Source organism: Neobacillus drentensis (assembly GCF_036962765.1).
Taxonomy (GTDB): Bacteria; Bacillota; Bacilli; order Bacillales; family Cytobacillaceae; genus Neobacillus; species Neobacillus drentensis_C.
In genome coordinates this window covers 12,959-30,290 of the sequence record NZ_JBALOS010000021.1, presented here as the reverse complement: position 1 = coordinate 30,290, position 17,332 = coordinate 12,959, and the positions used below count along the sequence as shown (strand labels likewise).

Annotated in this window: 14 protein-coding genes and 1 pseudogene; 3 read left to right on the top strand and 12 right to left on the bottom strand. The window is 39.6% G+C overall.

The window, feature by feature from the left end; all coding sequences use genetic code 11:
• Positions 1-98: 98 nt before the first annotated feature.
• Entirely contained in the window at positions 99-884 is a 786-nt protein-coding gene (locus V7137_RS03710) for a 3D domain-containing protein (RefSeq protein WP_335696810.1), read from the top strand.
• Between the two features lie 272 nt (positions 885-1,156).
• Here the strand turns inward: V7137_RS03710 and V7137_RS03705 are convergent, their stop codons facing one another.
• Positions 1,157-2,344 (bottom strand): amidohydrolase, encoded by a 1,188-nt coding sequence (locus V7137_RS03705; RefSeq protein WP_335696809.1) that lies wholly within the window; start codon positions 2,342-2,344, stop codon positions 1,157-1,159.
• Between the two features lie 773 nt (positions 2,345-3,117).
• Between V7137_RS03705 and V7137_RS03700 the strand changes: the two genes are divergently transcribed.
• The gene (locus V7137_RS03700; protein WP_335696808.1) at positions 3,118-3,492 is read left to right on the top strand and encodes a DUF4430 domain-containing protein; all 375 of its coding nucleotides are present in this window, start codon (positions 3,118-3,120) and stop codon (positions 3,490-3,492) included.
• A gap of 260 nt (positions 3,493-3,752) precedes the next feature.
• On the opposite strand, the gene V7137_RS03695 is transcribed toward V7137_RS03700, so the two are convergent.
• From V7137_RS03695 to V7137_RS03675, 5 genes are all read right to left on the bottom strand, one after another.
• Positions 3,753-5,219 (bottom strand): sodium:solute symporter family protein, encoded by a 1,467-nt coding sequence (locus V7137_RS03695; RefSeq protein ID WP_335696807.1) that lies wholly within the window; start codon positions 5,217-5,219, stop codon positions 3,753-3,755.
• The gene (locus tag V7137_RS03690) at positions 5,216-5,404 is read right to left on the bottom strand and encodes a DUF3311 domain-containing protein (protein ID WP_218346251.1); all 189 of its coding nucleotides are present in this window, start codon (positions 5,402-5,404) and stop codon (positions 5,216-5,218) included. The genes V7137_RS03695 and V7137_RS03690 overlap by 4 nt, the downstream gene beginning before the upstream one ends.
• A gap of 400 nt (positions 5,405-5,804) precedes the next feature.
• A complete protein-coding gene (locus V7137_RS03685; RefSeq protein WP_335696806.1) occupies positions 5,805-6,896 on the bottom strand; it encodes a tartrate dehydrogenase in 1,092 nt (363 codons plus the stop codon).
• A gap of 18 nt (positions 6,897-6,914) precedes the next feature.
• On the bottom strand, positions 6,915-8,366 hold the full coding sequence (locus V7137_RS03680; RefSeq protein WP_335696805.1) for an aldehyde dehydrogenase family protein: 1,452 nt from the start codon (positions 8,364-8,366) through the stop codon (positions 6,915-6,917).
• A complete protein-coding gene (locus tag V7137_RS03675; protein WP_335696804.1) occupies positions 8,359-9,441 on the bottom strand; it encodes an aromatic ring-hydroxylating oxygenase subunit alpha in 1,083 nt (360 codons plus the stop codon). The genes V7137_RS03680 and V7137_RS03675 overlap by 8 nt, the downstream gene beginning before the upstream one ends.
• Before the next feature lie 285 nt (positions 9,442-9,726).
• Here V7137_RS03675 and V7137_RS03670 point away from each other — a divergent pair, with 285 nt between their 5' ends.
• Positions 9,727-11,100 (top strand): sigma-54 interaction domain-containing protein, encoded by a 1,374-nt coding sequence (locus V7137_RS03670; RefSeq protein WP_335696803.1) that lies wholly within the window; start codon positions 9,727-9,729, stop codon positions 11,098-11,100.
• A gap of 245 nt (positions 11,101-11,345) precedes the next feature.
• Here the strand turns inward: V7137_RS03670 and V7137_RS03665 are convergent, their stop codons facing one another.
• From V7137_RS03665 to V7137_RS03640, 6 genes and pseudogenes are all read right to left on the bottom strand, one after another.
• On the bottom strand, positions 11,346-11,519 hold the full coding sequence (locus tag V7137_RS03665) for a hypothetical protein (RefSeq protein ID WP_335385157.1): 174 nt from the start codon (positions 11,517-11,519) through the stop codon (positions 11,346-11,348).
• A 143-nt stretch (positions 11,520-11,662) separates the two neighbouring features.
• Positions 11,663-12,472, bottom strand: coding sequence for an endonuclease I family protein (locus tag V7137_RS03660; RefSeq protein WP_335696802.1), 810 nt, complete (start codon positions 12,470-12,472; stop codon positions 11,663-11,665).
• Positions 12,472-13,434, bottom strand: a complete 963-nt coding sequence (locus V7137_RS03655) for a S8 family peptidase (protein ID WP_335696801.1) — start codon at positions 13,432-13,434, stop codon at positions 12,472-12,474. Before V7137_RS03655 ends, V7137_RS03660 begins: the two co-directional genes overlap by 1 nt.
• A 519-nt stretch (positions 13,435-13,953) precedes the next feature.
• Positions 13,954-14,721 (bottom strand): annotated as a pseudogene (locus V7137_RS03650) (SurA N-terminal domain-containing protein).
• Positions 14,722-14,967: 246 nt separating this feature from the next.
• Positions 14,968-15,837 carry a DUF1002 domain-containing protein gene (locus V7137_RS03645; RefSeq protein WP_420490085.1) on the bottom strand — a complete coding sequence of 290 codons (870 nt, stop codon included), beginning with the start codon at positions 15,835-15,837 and terminating at the stop codon, positions 14,968-14,970.
• 587 nt (positions 15,838-16,424) lie between these two features.
• A complete protein-coding gene (locus V7137_RS03640; protein WP_335696800.1) occupies positions 16,425-17,054 on the bottom strand; it encodes an FMN-dependent NADH-azoreductase in 630 nt (209 codons plus the stop codon).
• Positions 17,055-17,332: the final 278 nt, after the last annotated feature.

The following is a 17,332-nucleotide window of genomic DNA, read 5'->3' as shown; positions in this document are numbered from 1 at the left end:
GGATGTAAACTATTTATCATCTCCATGTTCTCTGTTTCAGAAAATTCTATGTTACTATTTCTAAAACCTATCAACCAAAGAACATGGAGGGTAAAAGAATGCTTAAAAGAATTATATCAATTATAGCAGTTGCTGTACTCTCAGTAACTGTAAGTGCTAATGTACAAGCTGCAACTATTACTGTACAAAAAGGGGATACCCTTTGGGATCTATCACGCGTAAATAATACTTCTTTAGAAAATATTCAAAAGATGAATCATCTTACTACAGACCTTATTCACCCCGGCGATGTTTTAACCATTGCGCCGGAAAAACATTATACAGTTAAAAAAGGTGACACACTATGGGACATTTCCATGGATTATCGTGTAACTGTTCCGCAACTTAAAGAATGGAACCAATTAACTACCGATCTCATCCATCCTGGATTAAATCTATTAATCTATGAAGGTTTAAATACTACTACTACTAAGGTTGTAACAGAAAAACCAATCAAGCAGGCGGCACAAGCAGCATCTGCAAAGCCTGTAGCGCAGGCACCAAAGGAAAGTGAACCTGAGGTAGAAGAAGCTGCATCAACTAGTAATACAGGTTCAAGGGAAATTACTGTGAAAGCTACAGCCTATACGGCTTCATGTGAGGGATGTTCAGGTACTACGGCTACTGGAATAGACCTTAAATCAAATCCAAATGCAAAAGTCATCGCAGTTGACCCAAATGTTATACCGCTTGGCAGTAAAGTTTATGTAGAAGGCTATGGTGAAGCAACCGCCGGAGATACTGGTGGAGCCATTAAAGGAAATCGAATTGATGTCTTTATTCCTTCTCAACAAGATGCAATTAATTTTGGGGTAAAACAATTAAAAGTAAAAATATTAAACTAACATAGCCAAAACCGGGCTATCCTGAGGATCTCAATATATGTACAAAAAACTGCAATCCCTTTAGGTACCAAGGGGTTGCAGTTTTTTGTACATTAACTTTATTAAATTATTCGATTGACCACCTATTTATGATACGGTTCACCGTGATTAATCAAAATGAGGTTAATAAATGTTTACTATCACTTTTGATTCATTCAAAATGATTCCATACAAAAAACCATAACACATACTAAATCAAAAGGAGTATGTGTTATGATTTTTTTAAATTTCATTTAGTCTAATTCATAATAACTGCAAACAACTTGACCAACAGTTTTCGCAGCTACTAGGAGTGCATCTTCATCGATATCAAATTTTGGATGATGATTAAAGTAAGGATTTTCTACTCCTTTTGGTGTACATGCGATGTAAAAGAAGCAGGCAGGGAATTTTTCAGCATAATAAGCAAAGTCTTCGGATGGAGACATTGCCGGAAATTCTTTCACTTCTTTAATATCTTTATCATTCATGCTTCGTAAACTTTCTGCAACCTTTGCCGTAAGCTCAGGGTTGTTGTATAAAGGTGGATAATCTGGAGTATAAGTAAGCTCACATGTTACGCCAAATTCTTCTTCAATTCCTTTTACAATCCGTTTAACTTCTCTCTCAATCGTTTCTTTTGTTTCCACAGTCATATAGCGAATATCTCCTTCAAGCTCTACGCTGTCCTTGATCACGTTGAATGTACCTTTACCATCAAAAGATCCAATGGTGATAACACCCACATCGAAAGGACTTAATCTGCGGCTAACAATGGTTTGAGTTGCTATAACAAAATGCGAAGCAGCAACAATGGCATCATTGGCTAGATGAGGAGAGGAACCATGTCCACCTCTTCCTTGAATTTTCAATTTCATGTATGCTCGTCCATTGAAAGAATACCCCGCATGATACCCTACTGTTCCCGCAGGTCCCATTGGTAACAAATGAATGCCATAAATCGCATCTAAATCGTCAATCAAGCCAGACTCGACAATACTTTTTGCTCCACCTGGTGGTACTTCTTCTGCATGTTGGTGAATGATTTTGATGGTACCTGGAATGGAGTCTTTTAATTGAATTAAGCAGTCAGCTAAAACTAGCATGTAAGCCGTATGTCCATCATGCCCACACGCATGCATGACTCCTGTATTCTTTGATTTAAATGGTAAGTCTGTTTCTTCTTCAATTGGAAGTGCATCAAAATCAGCGCGAAGACCAATTGTTTTTCCAGGTTTTCCACCTTTAATCGTTACGATAATGCCATAACCATTTCCAACATTCGTTTGAAGGTCAACATCTTTATCTTTATAAAAATCCACAATGTACTGAGCTGTTTTCTCTTCTTCAAATGAAATCTCAGGATTTTCATGTAAATGACGGCGGATTGCTATAATTTCTTCCTTACATGATTCTAACATGCTCATTAATTCACTTTTCATCATTTTCGTCTCCCTTTTTGATGGTATAGAATGAAGAAAAATAGGCCGAATCCAACTTCTTTTGATACTTATTTCTCTCAATTAGCGGCTTTCTGTTGGTATTGAGGTACGTTGAATCCCTTTATTTATCCTTGGAACTAGTAATTCAATATGTTGAAATGATATTTGAAAGTCTGTCAATGGATCGTTCAATCTAATCACCCCTTACTCCTTCTTATCTGAAAAAGCGAATGCTCAAAAAATCCTGACTTCACACCTTCATTGACAAATATAGTAACTCTTTTTCTAAATTTAAAAAGAGTGAGTCAGGCACTATTAAACAGTACCAGACTCCCTCTTCTTTTTTTGTCCTAAAAAACCTCATTTATTTATGGTACGGTTCACCACAATTAATCCGAAAAATCTCCAACCACCCTAGTTATCTTCTCAGTTACCTGATAAATCTTAAATCGATCAAGCTTAAATAAAGTAATAAGAGTCTGATGTAATAAGCGGCTGGGGGTTTAGTGGATTTCCAATTAATATCCAGGAAATGTCGTAAGTTTCGTAAAATATGTAGTAAGTTTCCGTAATTATGTGGTAAGTGCCTATAAATATGTAGTAAGTGACAATAAATATGTAGTGATTTTCAACAGTTTTGTGAGATTTTCTTTTGTAGATACTGGATTAAAAAAGCATCTCTATAAATGCCCCCTTTAATTTAACAATTAAATCAATAATTTCCGCCAAATTGCTTACAATATGAATCAAATACGCTAAAAGGAGATTAAAAAATGCTTATTAAAAGGATAGCGATATTTTTACCACTATTTCTCTTTTTTGTCTATTTCCCAACACTTGCAATAGAAACGACGGGCACTTTCAGAATTATCAACGACAATAAAGAGACTATTGTTTCAAAAGAAGTTTCATTTCAAGAAGGAGAAACATTATACGAAGTGACGAAAAGGACATTTGACGTAGAGGAATCCAAGGGTAATATTATATCCATCAACGGTATTAACTCCATTCCGAAGAAAAATATACATTGGGCTGCTTTTGTAAACGGGGAATTTGTCGAAGTAGGTTTAGATGAAGTCACTCTCTATGCAAACGATCATGTAGTATGGGCTTTAAAAAACTATGATAATGAAGAAATTTTAAAATAAATACGCACCGGCGAACTCAAGCAACAGATTTATTAACAAAAAAGACACGTACAATTGCGTGTCCTCTCAGCGATCATAATCAATATAAATTTTGCTTGGTATTAAAAAAACCTACAAAGAAACATCCTTTGTAGGTTAGTTGGGGATAAGTGATTAGGTTTTTTTAAACTAAACTTTTAACGCTTCTTGTTCAACCTTTAGCATCTTGTTTGCACCTAAAAAGTAAACCTGTAGGATAAAGGCTGGCTATTCGATAATGGTTATACCGCTTTTGTCTCAATCTCTGTCTTTATTTTGACTGATGTTCTAGTAAATGCACTGACCGCGAACATGAAAACAATGTTAACGACAAGGGCCGCTATACCGACATCAAGATCTTTTATAAACTGTGGGGCTTTCGGAAAGAACGTCCCCATAGTTGAACTAGTTAGGGTTACATAAGCAACCATGATGACACCGGTTATTATTCCTGCAGATGCGCCTGCTTTGTTTACAGGGTTTTTCTTCCATAGGCTGCAAAGCAGTGGAGGGAATAATTGCAGCACAAAGCTGTAAGCCATAATCAGCAAGGCAATAATACTGTTTCCGCCGAAAAAAGTGAAAAATAATGCGATTAGCGCCACGATAGGGACAAACCTACGCGTGTATCGCCCAATCTGCTCATCGGTGGTATTCGGTTTGATCGCCTTATATATATTTTTCGATAAAATCGTCGAAGCTGTTAGTAATAACATCGAACACGGAACGAGTGCGGTTAAGATACCGGCGGCTCCTATGACTCCGACCACCCACGGATCGAAAGTTGCTTTTGCGATTTTAAAGAGAGCTAAATCTGTATCTGCTCCTTGTAAATTTGGAATTTGTAAAAGGGCTGTGAAACCAATGAATAAAATGAATACTAAAACGATTTGGTAAAGCGGCAAAATAGCAGCATTCTGTCGCAACGTCCTTTCATTTTTAGATGATAAGCTTGCCCCGAAGCATTGAGGCCACATATATTGCCCTAATCCGATGGTTAAACAGGTCGAAATATACCAGGATATACTGTATCCTTCTTTCGGAATTAATAAAAACTCCGGCTTTGCCTTATCCAATGTTTCAAACATCGGCTTGATTCCGCCGTGATAGTGATACGGCAGATAAATACCTAAAAATAGAATGACAACGAGAAGGAGAATGTCTTTTAAAATGGCTGTTGAGGCTGAACCGTGAATACCGGACAATGTCACAAATATCGTGACCGCAACCACCCCAATGCACACCGCTAAGTTCGGTGAAATCGCGCCATATGAAGCCTCTGAAACAATGATTTTAAGTCCTTTTAACTGTAAAACGATATAAGGAATCATCGAAACAACACCGACGATGGCTACTAATAACCCGAGTGATTTACTGTCATACTTCTTTGCAAAAAAGTCAGATTGAGTAATCACACGATGTTTTTTGGCATAACGCCAAATCGGAGGCAAAATCCAGAACGGCACAATATAACAGAAGGCGTTGAAGATATAAATGATCGGGCCTCCCATGCGGTAGGTTCCGCCGGTTCCTCCCAGAAATACATACGTTGTAAAAATTTCACCGGCCATTAACACAAACATGACGATTGGACCAAAATTACGGCCACCTACAGCCCATTCTTCGAGCTGTTGTCCTTTGCGAGCACGGATCCCCAAATAGAAAGCAAGAAGAAAAGTACCGATAAGAATGATGATAGAGCTAATCATTTAGTCCCCTCCTGTCTATCTAACAAAATATTAGTAATGAATAAAAATACAGAAGTTAAAACGAGCCAGGCAGTCGCCCAAAAAACAATGAAGGGTAACCCAAATATATAAGGCTCGATCCGGTTTACGACCGTGAACGCACCAATGATAGGAATTATTGCAAGGATCCAAATTAAAACTTTCACTCAGAAATTCCCCCTCACGAAAAATTAGTATGAATTTTCAGACTTTAAATTCTCTGGTTGTTTCGAATTCTACTAGAGTAGAGTATTAATAATCAAAAAACAAGTGAGTTTAGCACCATGTTTGAAAACGCTTTAAATTTTTGAAAACAAATATGAAAGGGGTATTACATAAAAGGCCAATACGCAACCTTCTATGTAATACCTAATGGCTATTTTCGCAGAGATTGTTGTTTTTCGTATAAGTTCATCAACCCGTATAACTAGATGCTTCGTGGCATCTTTTCGTAAGAACATTTGCGAAAATTGCCTAGAAACTTAGTAAATGACTCTTATAAAGCTCCAAAAGCAACAAAGTTTACGAAAAGAGCCTACCTAATAAAGCAGATCATCTATCTGTCTATCAGCTTTTCACCTTTTGAGAATAAACGATTGATTTCATCAGGTCTACGACACGGTTTCCAACCTCTGACGTAGAAGAAGTTCCTTTCATATCCGGTGTCAAAACCTCATTTTCCACCAAAAGTTGTTCGATCGCATCCAACACTACTTTTCCGTATGCTTCATAGCCGAAAAAGTCGAGCATTTGGCTTGCGGACCAAATAGCGGCAAGCGGATTAGCAATCTGCTGTCCGGCAATATCAGGAGCCGACCCATGAATCGGCTCAAACATTGATGGAAAGTCTCTTTCGGGATTGATATTAGCTCCAGCAGCGAGGCCGATCCCGCCAGCGATGGCAGCGCCCAAATCCGTTAAAATATCGCCGAACAAGTTCGAAGTCACAACGACTTCAAAGCGTTTTGGATCTTTTATCATCAGCATCGCCGCTGCGTCGACGAGATAAGAAGCCGTTTCGACTTCCGGATAGTCTGAGCTCACTTCTTCAAATACCTGATCCCAGAAAACCATCGAGTAATTAAGGGCGTTTGCTTTAGAAATGCTCGTCAGCGATCTGCCTTCTTTTTTCGCCTTTTCAAACGCGTAACGAATGATTCGCTCCGTGCCTTTACGAGAAAAGACACCGTTTTGCATAACGACTTCGTGCTCCTGCCCTTTAAACAGCCAGTCACCTGCGCCTGAATATTCACCTTCACTGTTTTCGCGAATGAACAGCATATCGATGTCTTCGCGTTTCACGTCGACAAGCGGCAAGTGCGCTCCTTTTAACAGCGTTACAGGCCGAATATTCACATACTGATCGAAGCTTTTTCGTATTTTTAACAATAAGTCCCACAGGGAAATATGGTCCGGGACGCCCGGAAACCCGACTGCACCCAAATAAATCGCATCAAACTCTTTGAGCTGCTCGATTCCATCATCATCCATCATTTTTCCATTTTTTGCGTAAAATTCGCAGCCCCATGGAAAGTAAGTAAAATCAAATTGAAAACCCGAATCAAGTTCGGCCACTTTTTTTAATACTTTGACCCCTTCATTAATGACTTCAGGGCCAATGCCGTCTCCGGCGATAACTGCTATTTTAAATTGCTTCACAATGATCTCCCTCGTTTTTTAGCCTTGGTTCCAAACGACCAATTTCATTTCAGTCATTTCTTCCACAGCGTATTTGATTCCTTCACGGCCTGTCCCACTATCTTTCACACCGCCGTATGGCATTTGGTCGACACGATAGGTCGGTACGTCATTAATCATGACCCCGCCCACATGCAATTCCTGTGAAGCGTACAAAGCATTTTTCACATTGTTTGTGTAAATTCCGGCCTGTAATCCGAAGCGAGAATCATTCACCTGCTCAATCGCTTCTTCAATCGAACGCACTTTGTTTACAACGACAACCGGAGCAAAGGCTTCCTGACAAGAAACTTTTAACGAATGGTCCGCATCGATAATGATGGTTGGCTCAAGCACGCCATCTTGCAGTTTGCCGCCCGCAGTGATTGTTGCCTTGCCGCCTTTCGATTCTTCGATCCAGCCCAGGACACGTTCAGCTTCCCCTTTAGAGATTAAAGCGGAAATATACGTGTCCGGATCAAGCGGGTCGCCGATTTTCAGCTTCTTCGCCGCTTCCGTGAACTTCGCAACAAATTCTTCATACACATCTTCATGCGCATACACACGCTGTAGGGAAATACATACTTGCCCTTGGTTAGAGAAAGCACCCATAATGCAGCGGTCAATAATGGAATCGATGTCAATATCCTTGTCGATAATTAAGGCGGCGTTTGAACCGAGTTCTAGTGTCGTCTTTTTCAAGCCGGCCTTGTTCCGGATACCGATACCGACGCCAGGACTTCCTGTGAATGTAACCATGCTTACGCGGTCGTCTTCGACAATCGCGTCCCCGACCGTGCCGCCGGGACCTGTTACCACATTTAATACGCCTACTGGAAGACCCGCTTGTTCAAAAATTTCCGCTATAAAAAGAGCAGATAGAGGTGTTTGCGATGCTGGCTTCAAGACAATCGTATTGCCAGCCGCAATCGCCGGCCCGACTTTATGAGCAACAAGATTCATCGGGAAGTTAAACGGTGTGATCGCACCAATCACCCCAATCGGTTCTCTAACCGTGTAGCCAATTCGGCCGACACCGCCAGTCGCTGCATCAAAAGGAATCGTTTCTCCGTGAATTCTTTTTGCTTCTTCCGATGCAAATTTATACGTTTCAATGGTTCTCTCCACTTCAGCTTTGGCGAACATTATAGGCTTCGCTGATTCACGAGAAATGACTTCAGCCGCTTCGGCCGCTTTCTCTTTTAAGATCGCCACAACGTTTTCCAAAATCTCCGCACGCTGATACGCTGGCATTTTTGCCATACTTTCGCGTGCCTTGTAGGCCGCCGCAATTGCCTGAACCGTCTGGTGTTTATCCGCCATCGCAATTTGAGCGATTTCTTCCCCAGAATAAGGGGAGTAAAGAGGAGCATATCTTGCTGTTTCTACTTTTTCGCCATTGATCATCAAAAACTGCTTTGTCGCTTTTACTTCATTCGCTAAATTACTCATTGAGGGCCTCCAATACCATTTCATGAAATTGTACAATTGCTTTTTCTGAAGACGAATATCTTCCTTTGTTAAATGCACGAGAGCGGAAACCGATTTGTTCTAACTCGACAAGTTCCACATCTTCCAGGCGAACTTGTTCAGCAAAAGCAACTAAGTCTTTTTCTTCTTGAGTCAAATTCTCATCACGGAAATAATAAGTATAAAGAATCAAAGTTGTTTCATGATCAATCGGCACCAATTGAATTGTCGCCATATTGCCAGGACCCGGATAAATGGTCAACATTAGGTTAGGCCACAACCAGAAGAAAGATCCGCCTTGCATTTCCGCCTGATTTAAATCGACTGTTCCATAATTTTTATCCGGTTTAACCATGGAGCCTTGTAATGAATAATTTTCACATGTAATGATTTGATAATCATCCATGTCAAGGGCTGCAACGAAGCTTGGATGGGCGACATGACAGTGGTCACACTCTAAATAATTGTCAATAAACGCTTTCCAGTTCGCTTTAATCACCCGTGATGTTTGGTTTGTTCTTTTTAACTCACTTAAAAACGGATATTTGCTCAAGCGGTCGAAGAAATCGCCGTAAGATTCGCTAAGCGGCTTCGCGTTATCGTCCAAGTTGACAAAGATTAAAGATTCCAAGATTTCCATGCGGACTGAGCGTAAACAAGCATCTTTTACACACGCTGCATCCTCACCTTTAAAGTTAGGTGCTTTGTTTAATTGCCCATCTAATTTAAATGTCCAGCCATGGTAGGCACATTGTAAAATTTTCTTCTTACCTGACTCGTTTTTTTCAAGCTTTGTGGCACGGTGCGGACAGACGTTATAAAAAGCGCGGATGACTTCATCCTGGCCACGCGTCACGATAATCGGTTCGTTAGCTACTTCCGTCGTAAAGAAAGCACCTACTTTTTCTAACTGACTGACATGCCCCACAAGCTGCCAAGATTTAGAGAAAACTAGATCCATTTCTTTTTCAAGTACTTTCGGGTCTGTGTATTTGTCATAAGTCAATGTTCTTTCAAATGTCCGATTGGTTGCATTTTCTACTGTGTTATAAGCCATAATTCATTCTCCTTCATAAATAAATGATTTTTAAGTACTTGCTGGCAAAGACTCTTATTAAATATTTAAAATAGTACAACAATTAACAACGTTAACAACATACTTACCTTGCTTCCTGACAATTTTATATATGCAATTATTGTGCCAACTTTTCTAAACAGTGCAAACAAACAAAAAATTTTGATTTTTATAAAAAACGCTTTCATATTGAGTTATAATTAACTCAATATGGTCACATTTTTGTCAGAATTAACTCATCACCTTTAGAAAAGAGAGGATCATTCTATGAAAAGTCCTGATGCAACAGGCAATATTGAGATGACGCTGCAAACTCTTTTAAAAATTCTCGATCATTCCAAAGATGAAATTTTCGTCCTTGACGGCGAAAAGCGGATTCTTTATGTGAACCAGGTCTGTGAGCGCCATTATGGGCTGAAGCCGAGTGATGTCATCGGCAAATACAATGTCGAATTATTTGAAAAAGGCTACTGGAAACCATCCATTGTGCCGGAAGTGTATAAAAGAAAAAAGCCTTGCTACATGAGGCAGCAGACGTATATCGGGGCGGAACTGATGACGTCGGCGATTCCCATCTTAAATGACGAGGGGGAAATCGAACTAGTCGTCATCACGTCGACCGAATTGCAGACATATAAAATGGGAAAAGCAATTGGAACGAGCAATGAGTCAAAAACCACTCAAGAGGAAGAAAAAACAGGCCAGTTCATTACGAATAGCAGCAAAATCAACCGAATCCTAGCTTTTTGCGAAAAAGTGGCGCCAACAGATTCCACGATTTTAATCCAGGGAGAATCAGGAACAGGAAAAGGCGTACTCGCTCAGTACATCCACCGGATCAGCAAGCGGAAAAGCGGCGCGTTCCTGACGATTAACTGTGCGGCCATTCCGGAAGAGCTGCTCGAATCGGAACTATTCGGCTATTCAAAAGGGGCATTTACTGGCGCAAACAAAACCGGAAAACCGGGATTGATCGAAGCAGCGAACGGCGGTACAGTTTTTCTTGATGAAATTGGGGAAATGCCGCTCGCCCTGCAGGCAAAGCTTTTACAAGTCATCCAGGATAAACAGTTCATTCCCATCGGCAGCAGCGAATTGAAAAAAGTCGATATCCGTATCATCGCTGCAACAAACCGGGACTTAATTGAAATGGTCAATGACAAAAGATTCCGGGAAGATTTATTTTACCGGCTGAATGTGATCGACATCCACCTGCCGCCGCTGCGTGAGCGCAAAGAAGATATCATTCCGCTCACGTACAACTTTTTACACCAATTCAATAAAAAATACCAGGACAACAAAGTCATCTCGGAAGAATGCCTGAATCTATTAATCCATTATTCGTGGCCGGGAAATGTACGACAGCTCGAAAACTTGATTGAACGGTTAGTCGTCATTAGCGACTCAATCATCCAGGTAGCCGACTTGCCGGATATGATCACCGACAACGTTGAACAAGTCACCCAGCTCGCTCTCCCCACTTCGCTCGATAAAGCGATTGACGAAACGAAGCGGTACTTAATCAGAAGAGCTTACCAAACTCACAAATCGTCCAGAAAAGTCGCAAAGGACCTCGATATCAGCCAGACGAAAGCCTCGAAACTAATCCGGGAGTATTGCGAGGATTTAATGAATAACTGATCGTCTTGAACTTTGTTAGATTGGACTTGTAGGTTCTGGTGTAAAAACGGAAACTTAAAAGGGGGTACCATCAGCAAAATGCGGATATACAACGTTAAGTACCAACCTTATTTAAAATCCTTTGCCCAAAACGGCTACATACGATAAATCACACTCTAAGCAAGACAAAAAGGCTTCGCGGGGAGCGAAGCCTTTTTGTTAGCAGCGTTCATGTTAATCAATTGTCTTGATGGAAGTTAGATAGGCTATCCTACTTGACTTTCTTCTACGGCATGTTGCCAACTTGGGTAGTAATACAAAGCACTCCTCATTAAATCAGGATAAAGTTGCTTTACCTCTTTTTTACGTAGAGAATCACCTTGGTTCTGTAACTTCTGGATCTGAGTAATGACTTCTTTTGATGTGAATGGAACATCCATTTTTCATTCCTCCCTTTCCAAGTTATCCTTACCATCTTTCCCCTTGGCTAACAAAATAAAACCTAAAACTTAGGGTAATGATTCAATAAAAACTCATTTGCAATTCAATATTGCAAATGAGTTTCCAATCAATCACTTCATTTTTATATGGTTACAATACTCTCTGCCATCTCTGGAAAATCAATAAATGGGTTCCGATTGCCTTGAAGTTCATGGATCGCTAGGTTGCGATGCTTTTCATAGATGGAGACTGGAAAGGTTTGATGCCATTTTAGCAATAAAGAGACATTCTCTAGTTCTTTTTTTATTGTGTTTGGATAGCGAATTAGGAAATAGAGTGTTGCTCTGGCAACGATTCCTTTGCCGTATTCTGGTTCGAATTTACTTTCTTCCGCCTTGCCGCAGCCATCTTTGATTCCTAGAAGCCATCCTTCAGGGACATAATCGTGGAAATCATAGTAAGGATGGTTGCTGCGACTGCTATTGCAGGTGGGTTCGCAGGCAAATAGATGATGCAAGTCTCCTCTCATCGGTTCTTTTTTATCGAACCATGATTGAGGAACTACATGTTCACAGTTTAATAGTTCTTCCGAAAAGATGCCGATTAACCCTTTTGCTTGCATTTCATGGAGCCGAATGTCCTCCTCTATGACAGAAAGTGGATTCATCCCTTTTCCAGAATAAAGGCTTTTTAATGAGCCGTTTTCTTGCAAATCAACCCAAGGGTACACAAAACGGTGCGGGCTGTAGTTTAACTGATCTGTATGTGTTTTTTCAAGCAATGCATGAAGGCTGTCTGACAGATTAGCATCCGTGAATGATATGCTCTGATAGTATTGATTCCTAACTTCCTTATCTTTCATTTCATCATAATAGGGTCGATTTTCTTTATCATTTAAAAAGTCTGACTTAGCTGTTTCCCATTCACTGTAAAGCACATCTAGCTTTTCCATTATATTTTCAACGCTTGAGCAGATAATTTTTGGTTGAACACATCCGATAGGTAGTCCTCCGCTGTTAAGTACAGCAATCCGTTGCCTTCGAGTTTTGGAGAGTTTCCTAGAGGAACCGTTCTCTTGATTAATTGGGCATACAGCTCAGGCTCGGTCAGATTTCGCTCAAAGTGTTTGTTGGCAATCTCTTTTATGAGCGCAAGTGCACCGGATATATGCGGTGTTGCCATCGAAGTTCCGCTCAAGATTGCATAAGTTCCGTTTATATACGTAGAAAGGATTTCTTCACCAGGACCTACTAAGTCGACTTCATTATTCGAATTTGAAAATTCAGAAGAACGGCGTTGCAGATTAATGGCTCCGACGCTGATGACTTCATTGTAGCTACCAGGATAGGAGAATTCATCTGAAGATTCCTGTCCATCTCCCTCATTTCCAGCAGCACAAACGACTAGAATTTGCTTAGCGATTGCGTTTTGAATCGCTTGATGCAACTCAGGTACATCTTCAGGACCGCCGAGGCTCATGGAGATGATATCCACCTTTTGTTCAACGGCATAGTTAATTCCATTTATGATCCAGTCATATTGCCCTGATCCATTTTTATCAAGCACCTTTAAAATCAGTAAACTTGCTTCAGGTGCAACACCAATGACTCCTGTACCGTTTTGGGCGGCAGCAATGGTGCCAGCCACATGGGTTCCATGGCCATTATAGTCAGTGTATACATCAGGATTTCCATTATCATCATCCGTGAAATTCCGTCCACCCATAATCCGCTCACTTAAATCAGGATGATTGACATCGCAGCCTGTGTCCAAGATCGCAACCGTGATTCCCTTACCTTTCGATTTCTCCCAGATTTTTGGAGCTGCAATAAGCTCAATCCCTTTTGGCACCTCAGACACCACTTCGACCTTTTCAATCACTTGATACGGAAATAAATGTAATTTTTCCTCCATTCGTATCCCTCCTGACAGAATTATTTTCTGTATATTCTTGGGAGTTGCTAATAGTTTAACAATTCAGAATCTATTAGAACAGTTACTTTAGTTGCATTTTTACCGAACTAACGTTCCTATTCACTCTCTCTTAAAGCACAGTTAACGGTAATGTAACAAACTTTGACAAATGTTATCCCTAATCAATCGTTTGATTAAATGTGGGTCGAACCCTTTTGAAAAACGAAATTTGATCCGTAAAGAAGAAAGGTTTTTGTCGAATAATAAGATTCCATTTTCGCTACCAATCTTCAAAACTTGATAAAAAAAGTATCCTTTTACAAACTTTGACGGGTTTCTACAAAAGATTGTTAACTAAACGATTGATTAGATATACGACTAGCCTTTTGTAATGAAGGGATTCCGCTTCCAACCAGGAAGAACAATGTCGATAATTATGGAACAAAATTGGAACAACAGCTCCAGTCACTGTTTACTTATCCTTCAACAAATATTGTGGAGTGACTGGCACGGAACTCATTAGATTTTAATGTCAACTTTAGCATTTTTCTTAAGCTCTTCTACCACTTTAGTGAGCTGTTCTTGTTGGTGTTGTTGTTCAAGTTGTTGCTTAATTTGCGGTTTCACATCTTCTAACTTTGGAAGTTTTTGACCACCGGCACCTGCTTGCTGGGCTGATTGATTATAATAGGATTGAATTTCTTCATCCGTTACTTGTCCTACTGGTATTTCTTTCTCCATGTACTTCATGTATTGAATATTCTCAGCAGTTTTGGCTTTTAGGGTCGTCATATCCAAACCAGCTAATTTCATAGCATCTTCAAATTTGGTATCATCTTTATACGATTCTTTCATTTTGGCTAGTTGTTTTTCTACCTCGTCATCCGACGCTTGATACCCTTTTTTATCTGCTTCTTGAAGAATCAACGTTTGTCCCACTAAGCTATCGATAGTTTGTTCTTTCACATGTTTGGCTGCTTCTTCAGAAGTAGGATCTTGTCCCATTTGTTGCATTTGCATTTGTAGAGATTATAACACCATATTATAGTCACTACCTAAAACCTTTTCATCATTGATGATAGCAACGGTTTTCTTCTCGTCTATTTTTTGCTTATCTAGCTTCTTCTGCATTTCTTTCATCTGTTTCTCTTGATCTTGTTGCTCGGTTTGAGCAGTTTTAGTTTGCTCTTTACTATGATTGGATTGTGCACCTTTATCATTTGAACCACAAGCTGTTAGCGTAATAGCCATGATTCCTGCAATAAGAGGAAATATTATTTTCTTCATGCATGATCCTTCTCCTTTCGTGACCTTGAATTAAGATTCTCCGTGGTTATCGATCCATTTAGTACCGAATCGACACGTACGGAATGATGGGAAGCGTCTTTTGCATCCCTTTTAGACCGTAGTGCTCCCACCAAAGTATGATTTTGATGATTTAATCTTTCACTTTCCTCATTTTCTTTCTCCCTTTGTTTTTCCTTATAATAAAGAAGTTTTATTTTGATAGTTTGCAATATCAACCTTTTTTCATTAAGCAAAGAGGACGCGAATCTCTTCAAGTAAGTGATTTAAGAAATCTTGCAGCTTTTGTAAAAATGACTGACCATCTTCAGATTGCAAAAATGTCGAGATTTTTTCTGTCGTAACATTTATTTGTTCTTTTACTTGGTTCCAGTCAATATCCATAGCCTTTAGTTTGTTGAAGAAGTCTACTAACATATCTAACTCTGCATCTGTTAAAGTAATCCCAAGCTCCGTGGCAACTTGTTCAATTAATGTACGCAAGTCAGCTTCTGTTTTCGGTTCATTCTTGGCGATTTCATCCTTAACTTTTCCCATGAGAGCAGCAGCATTGTCCGCTCCAATGGAGTCCCCGAGCTGTGCGGTTGTCACCATTTCTTCATTAGCCACTTTTTTGATTTCTTCAGGAATTTCTTCATTAGTTTTCGTTTCATAAGCTTTCATAATTCCCGTCAAAGCAGCTGTACCTGTAACAGAAAATGGAGCGGCAATCTGAATGGTTGCATCCTTTACACCCGCTGTAGTCAAGGCATTTGTATACATTTCATCCGTAACCCATGTAATATTGTTCGTTTGAACTTCTAACCCGGAATCTTTGGCACCAGTTGTGATGCTCGCTGATGAAATAGCAATGGAACCAATTTGTGCCTTAGGTATAGACTCCCCTAAATAATCATGCTCTTCTTTATTGGATACGGTAATAATTTGTGCGTTTTCCGGTACCGCTAACTCTGCTAACATTTCATTTTTTTGCTGTTCGGTTAGGTCTTCTCCTAATGTAACAATGACATCTCCTTTCGCTACGTCTGCAAAGCTGACAGAAGGAACAGAGAAAAGCATCGTTATGGCAAGAAACATTGCCTGAAATTTTCGTTTCAAAAAAAGACCTCCTTTTATACATTCAACCATTCATATAAGAATGGGTAATGTTTCGCCACTTATATTTAATATCAAAAAATACTCCCAGAAAAAGTGGCTTTGCATCATCTTAACATAGAGGTTTGGGATTGCATTTAAAGAATGGGTAACATTTTTGCTAATTATATTAAGATTCTTACAAGGTAGATAAAAATGTTACAACCTTTACAGCAAACCTCAAAAGGCCAAATTCAAGATGAACAGAATTCCTTTATCAATCTTGTTTTTTCGATATGATTCGAATAAATATTACCTAACCCTTCCTAGGAATATATGAAAATTATTGTCCCTTTTCATCGATTAAAAAATGCTGCAATTAGGTACTCTTTAAAGGAATTTTAAGCATGACAAAAAGGCTTCGCGGGATGCGAAGCCTTTTTGTTAGCGGAGTTGATGTAAATCAATTGTCTTGATCGAAATAAGATATTCTATCCTTCTTTATTTTCTTCTTGAAGTAAATGTTTTATGACAGGAGAAATGCAATAAAGAAGCCCTTGGAGAGGCTCTCACCAGGGCCCTTTTAACAAATCATAATCTTTAAATTCGACTTACGCTGTTACTGCTGAAAAATTCTTTGCTACTTCGGCCACTTTTGCTAGACCTTCCGCAATAATCGTTTGTGCTTGATCTGGAGCAGCATTGTGACCTTCGATGATAACTTCATCAACGATTTCCATTCCGAATAAGCCGCCTACCATATTTTTAATATAAGTAGCTGCCATTTCCATTGGAGCTGCTTCAGGTGTTGAGTAAATACCGCCGCGTGCAGTTAGGATAACAGCCTTTTTGTCAGACATCAAGCCGACTACGCCAGCTTCAGTGTATTTGAAAGTGAAACCTGCTCCAGCTACATAATCGATGAATGTATGCAATTTTGCTGGGATGGTTAAGTTCCATAGCGGGAATGCAAATACAACAACATCTGCTGCAGAAAGAGCATCCATTGCTTTTTGTTTCGCAGCAACAATATGTTGCTCAACATCAGTTAACTCTTCACCAGATTGTAATTTACCGAAAGCATTGAATAAATCTTGACCAAAGTAAGGCATATCTTCGGCAAATACATCGTAAGTTGTTACATTTACGCCTTTTAAGTTCTCCATGAAAGTTTCATACATTTTACTAGAAACAGCTTCAGAAGCTGGACGGTTATTTGCTTTCACTACTAATATGTTCATTTATTTAAACTCTCCTTTTTGATATCTTTGATGTGAGTATCTCGAATTGATAATATATTAAATCTAGATTTACGTCAAACGATTGATACTGACAAAGGAGGAAAAATTGGCCATGCACTTTTTGAGATTCATTTCTGTAGATTGGGGCTTTTTGAAAAACTAACTGTTTTGTGGGGTGTGTGGATCTATTAACCTTTACCGTTGACTTCTTTTTTCCGTGGTCACGGGCACGATTAGGGTCTATTCGTTACCGTTGGCTTCTTTTTTCTGGGGGCTCG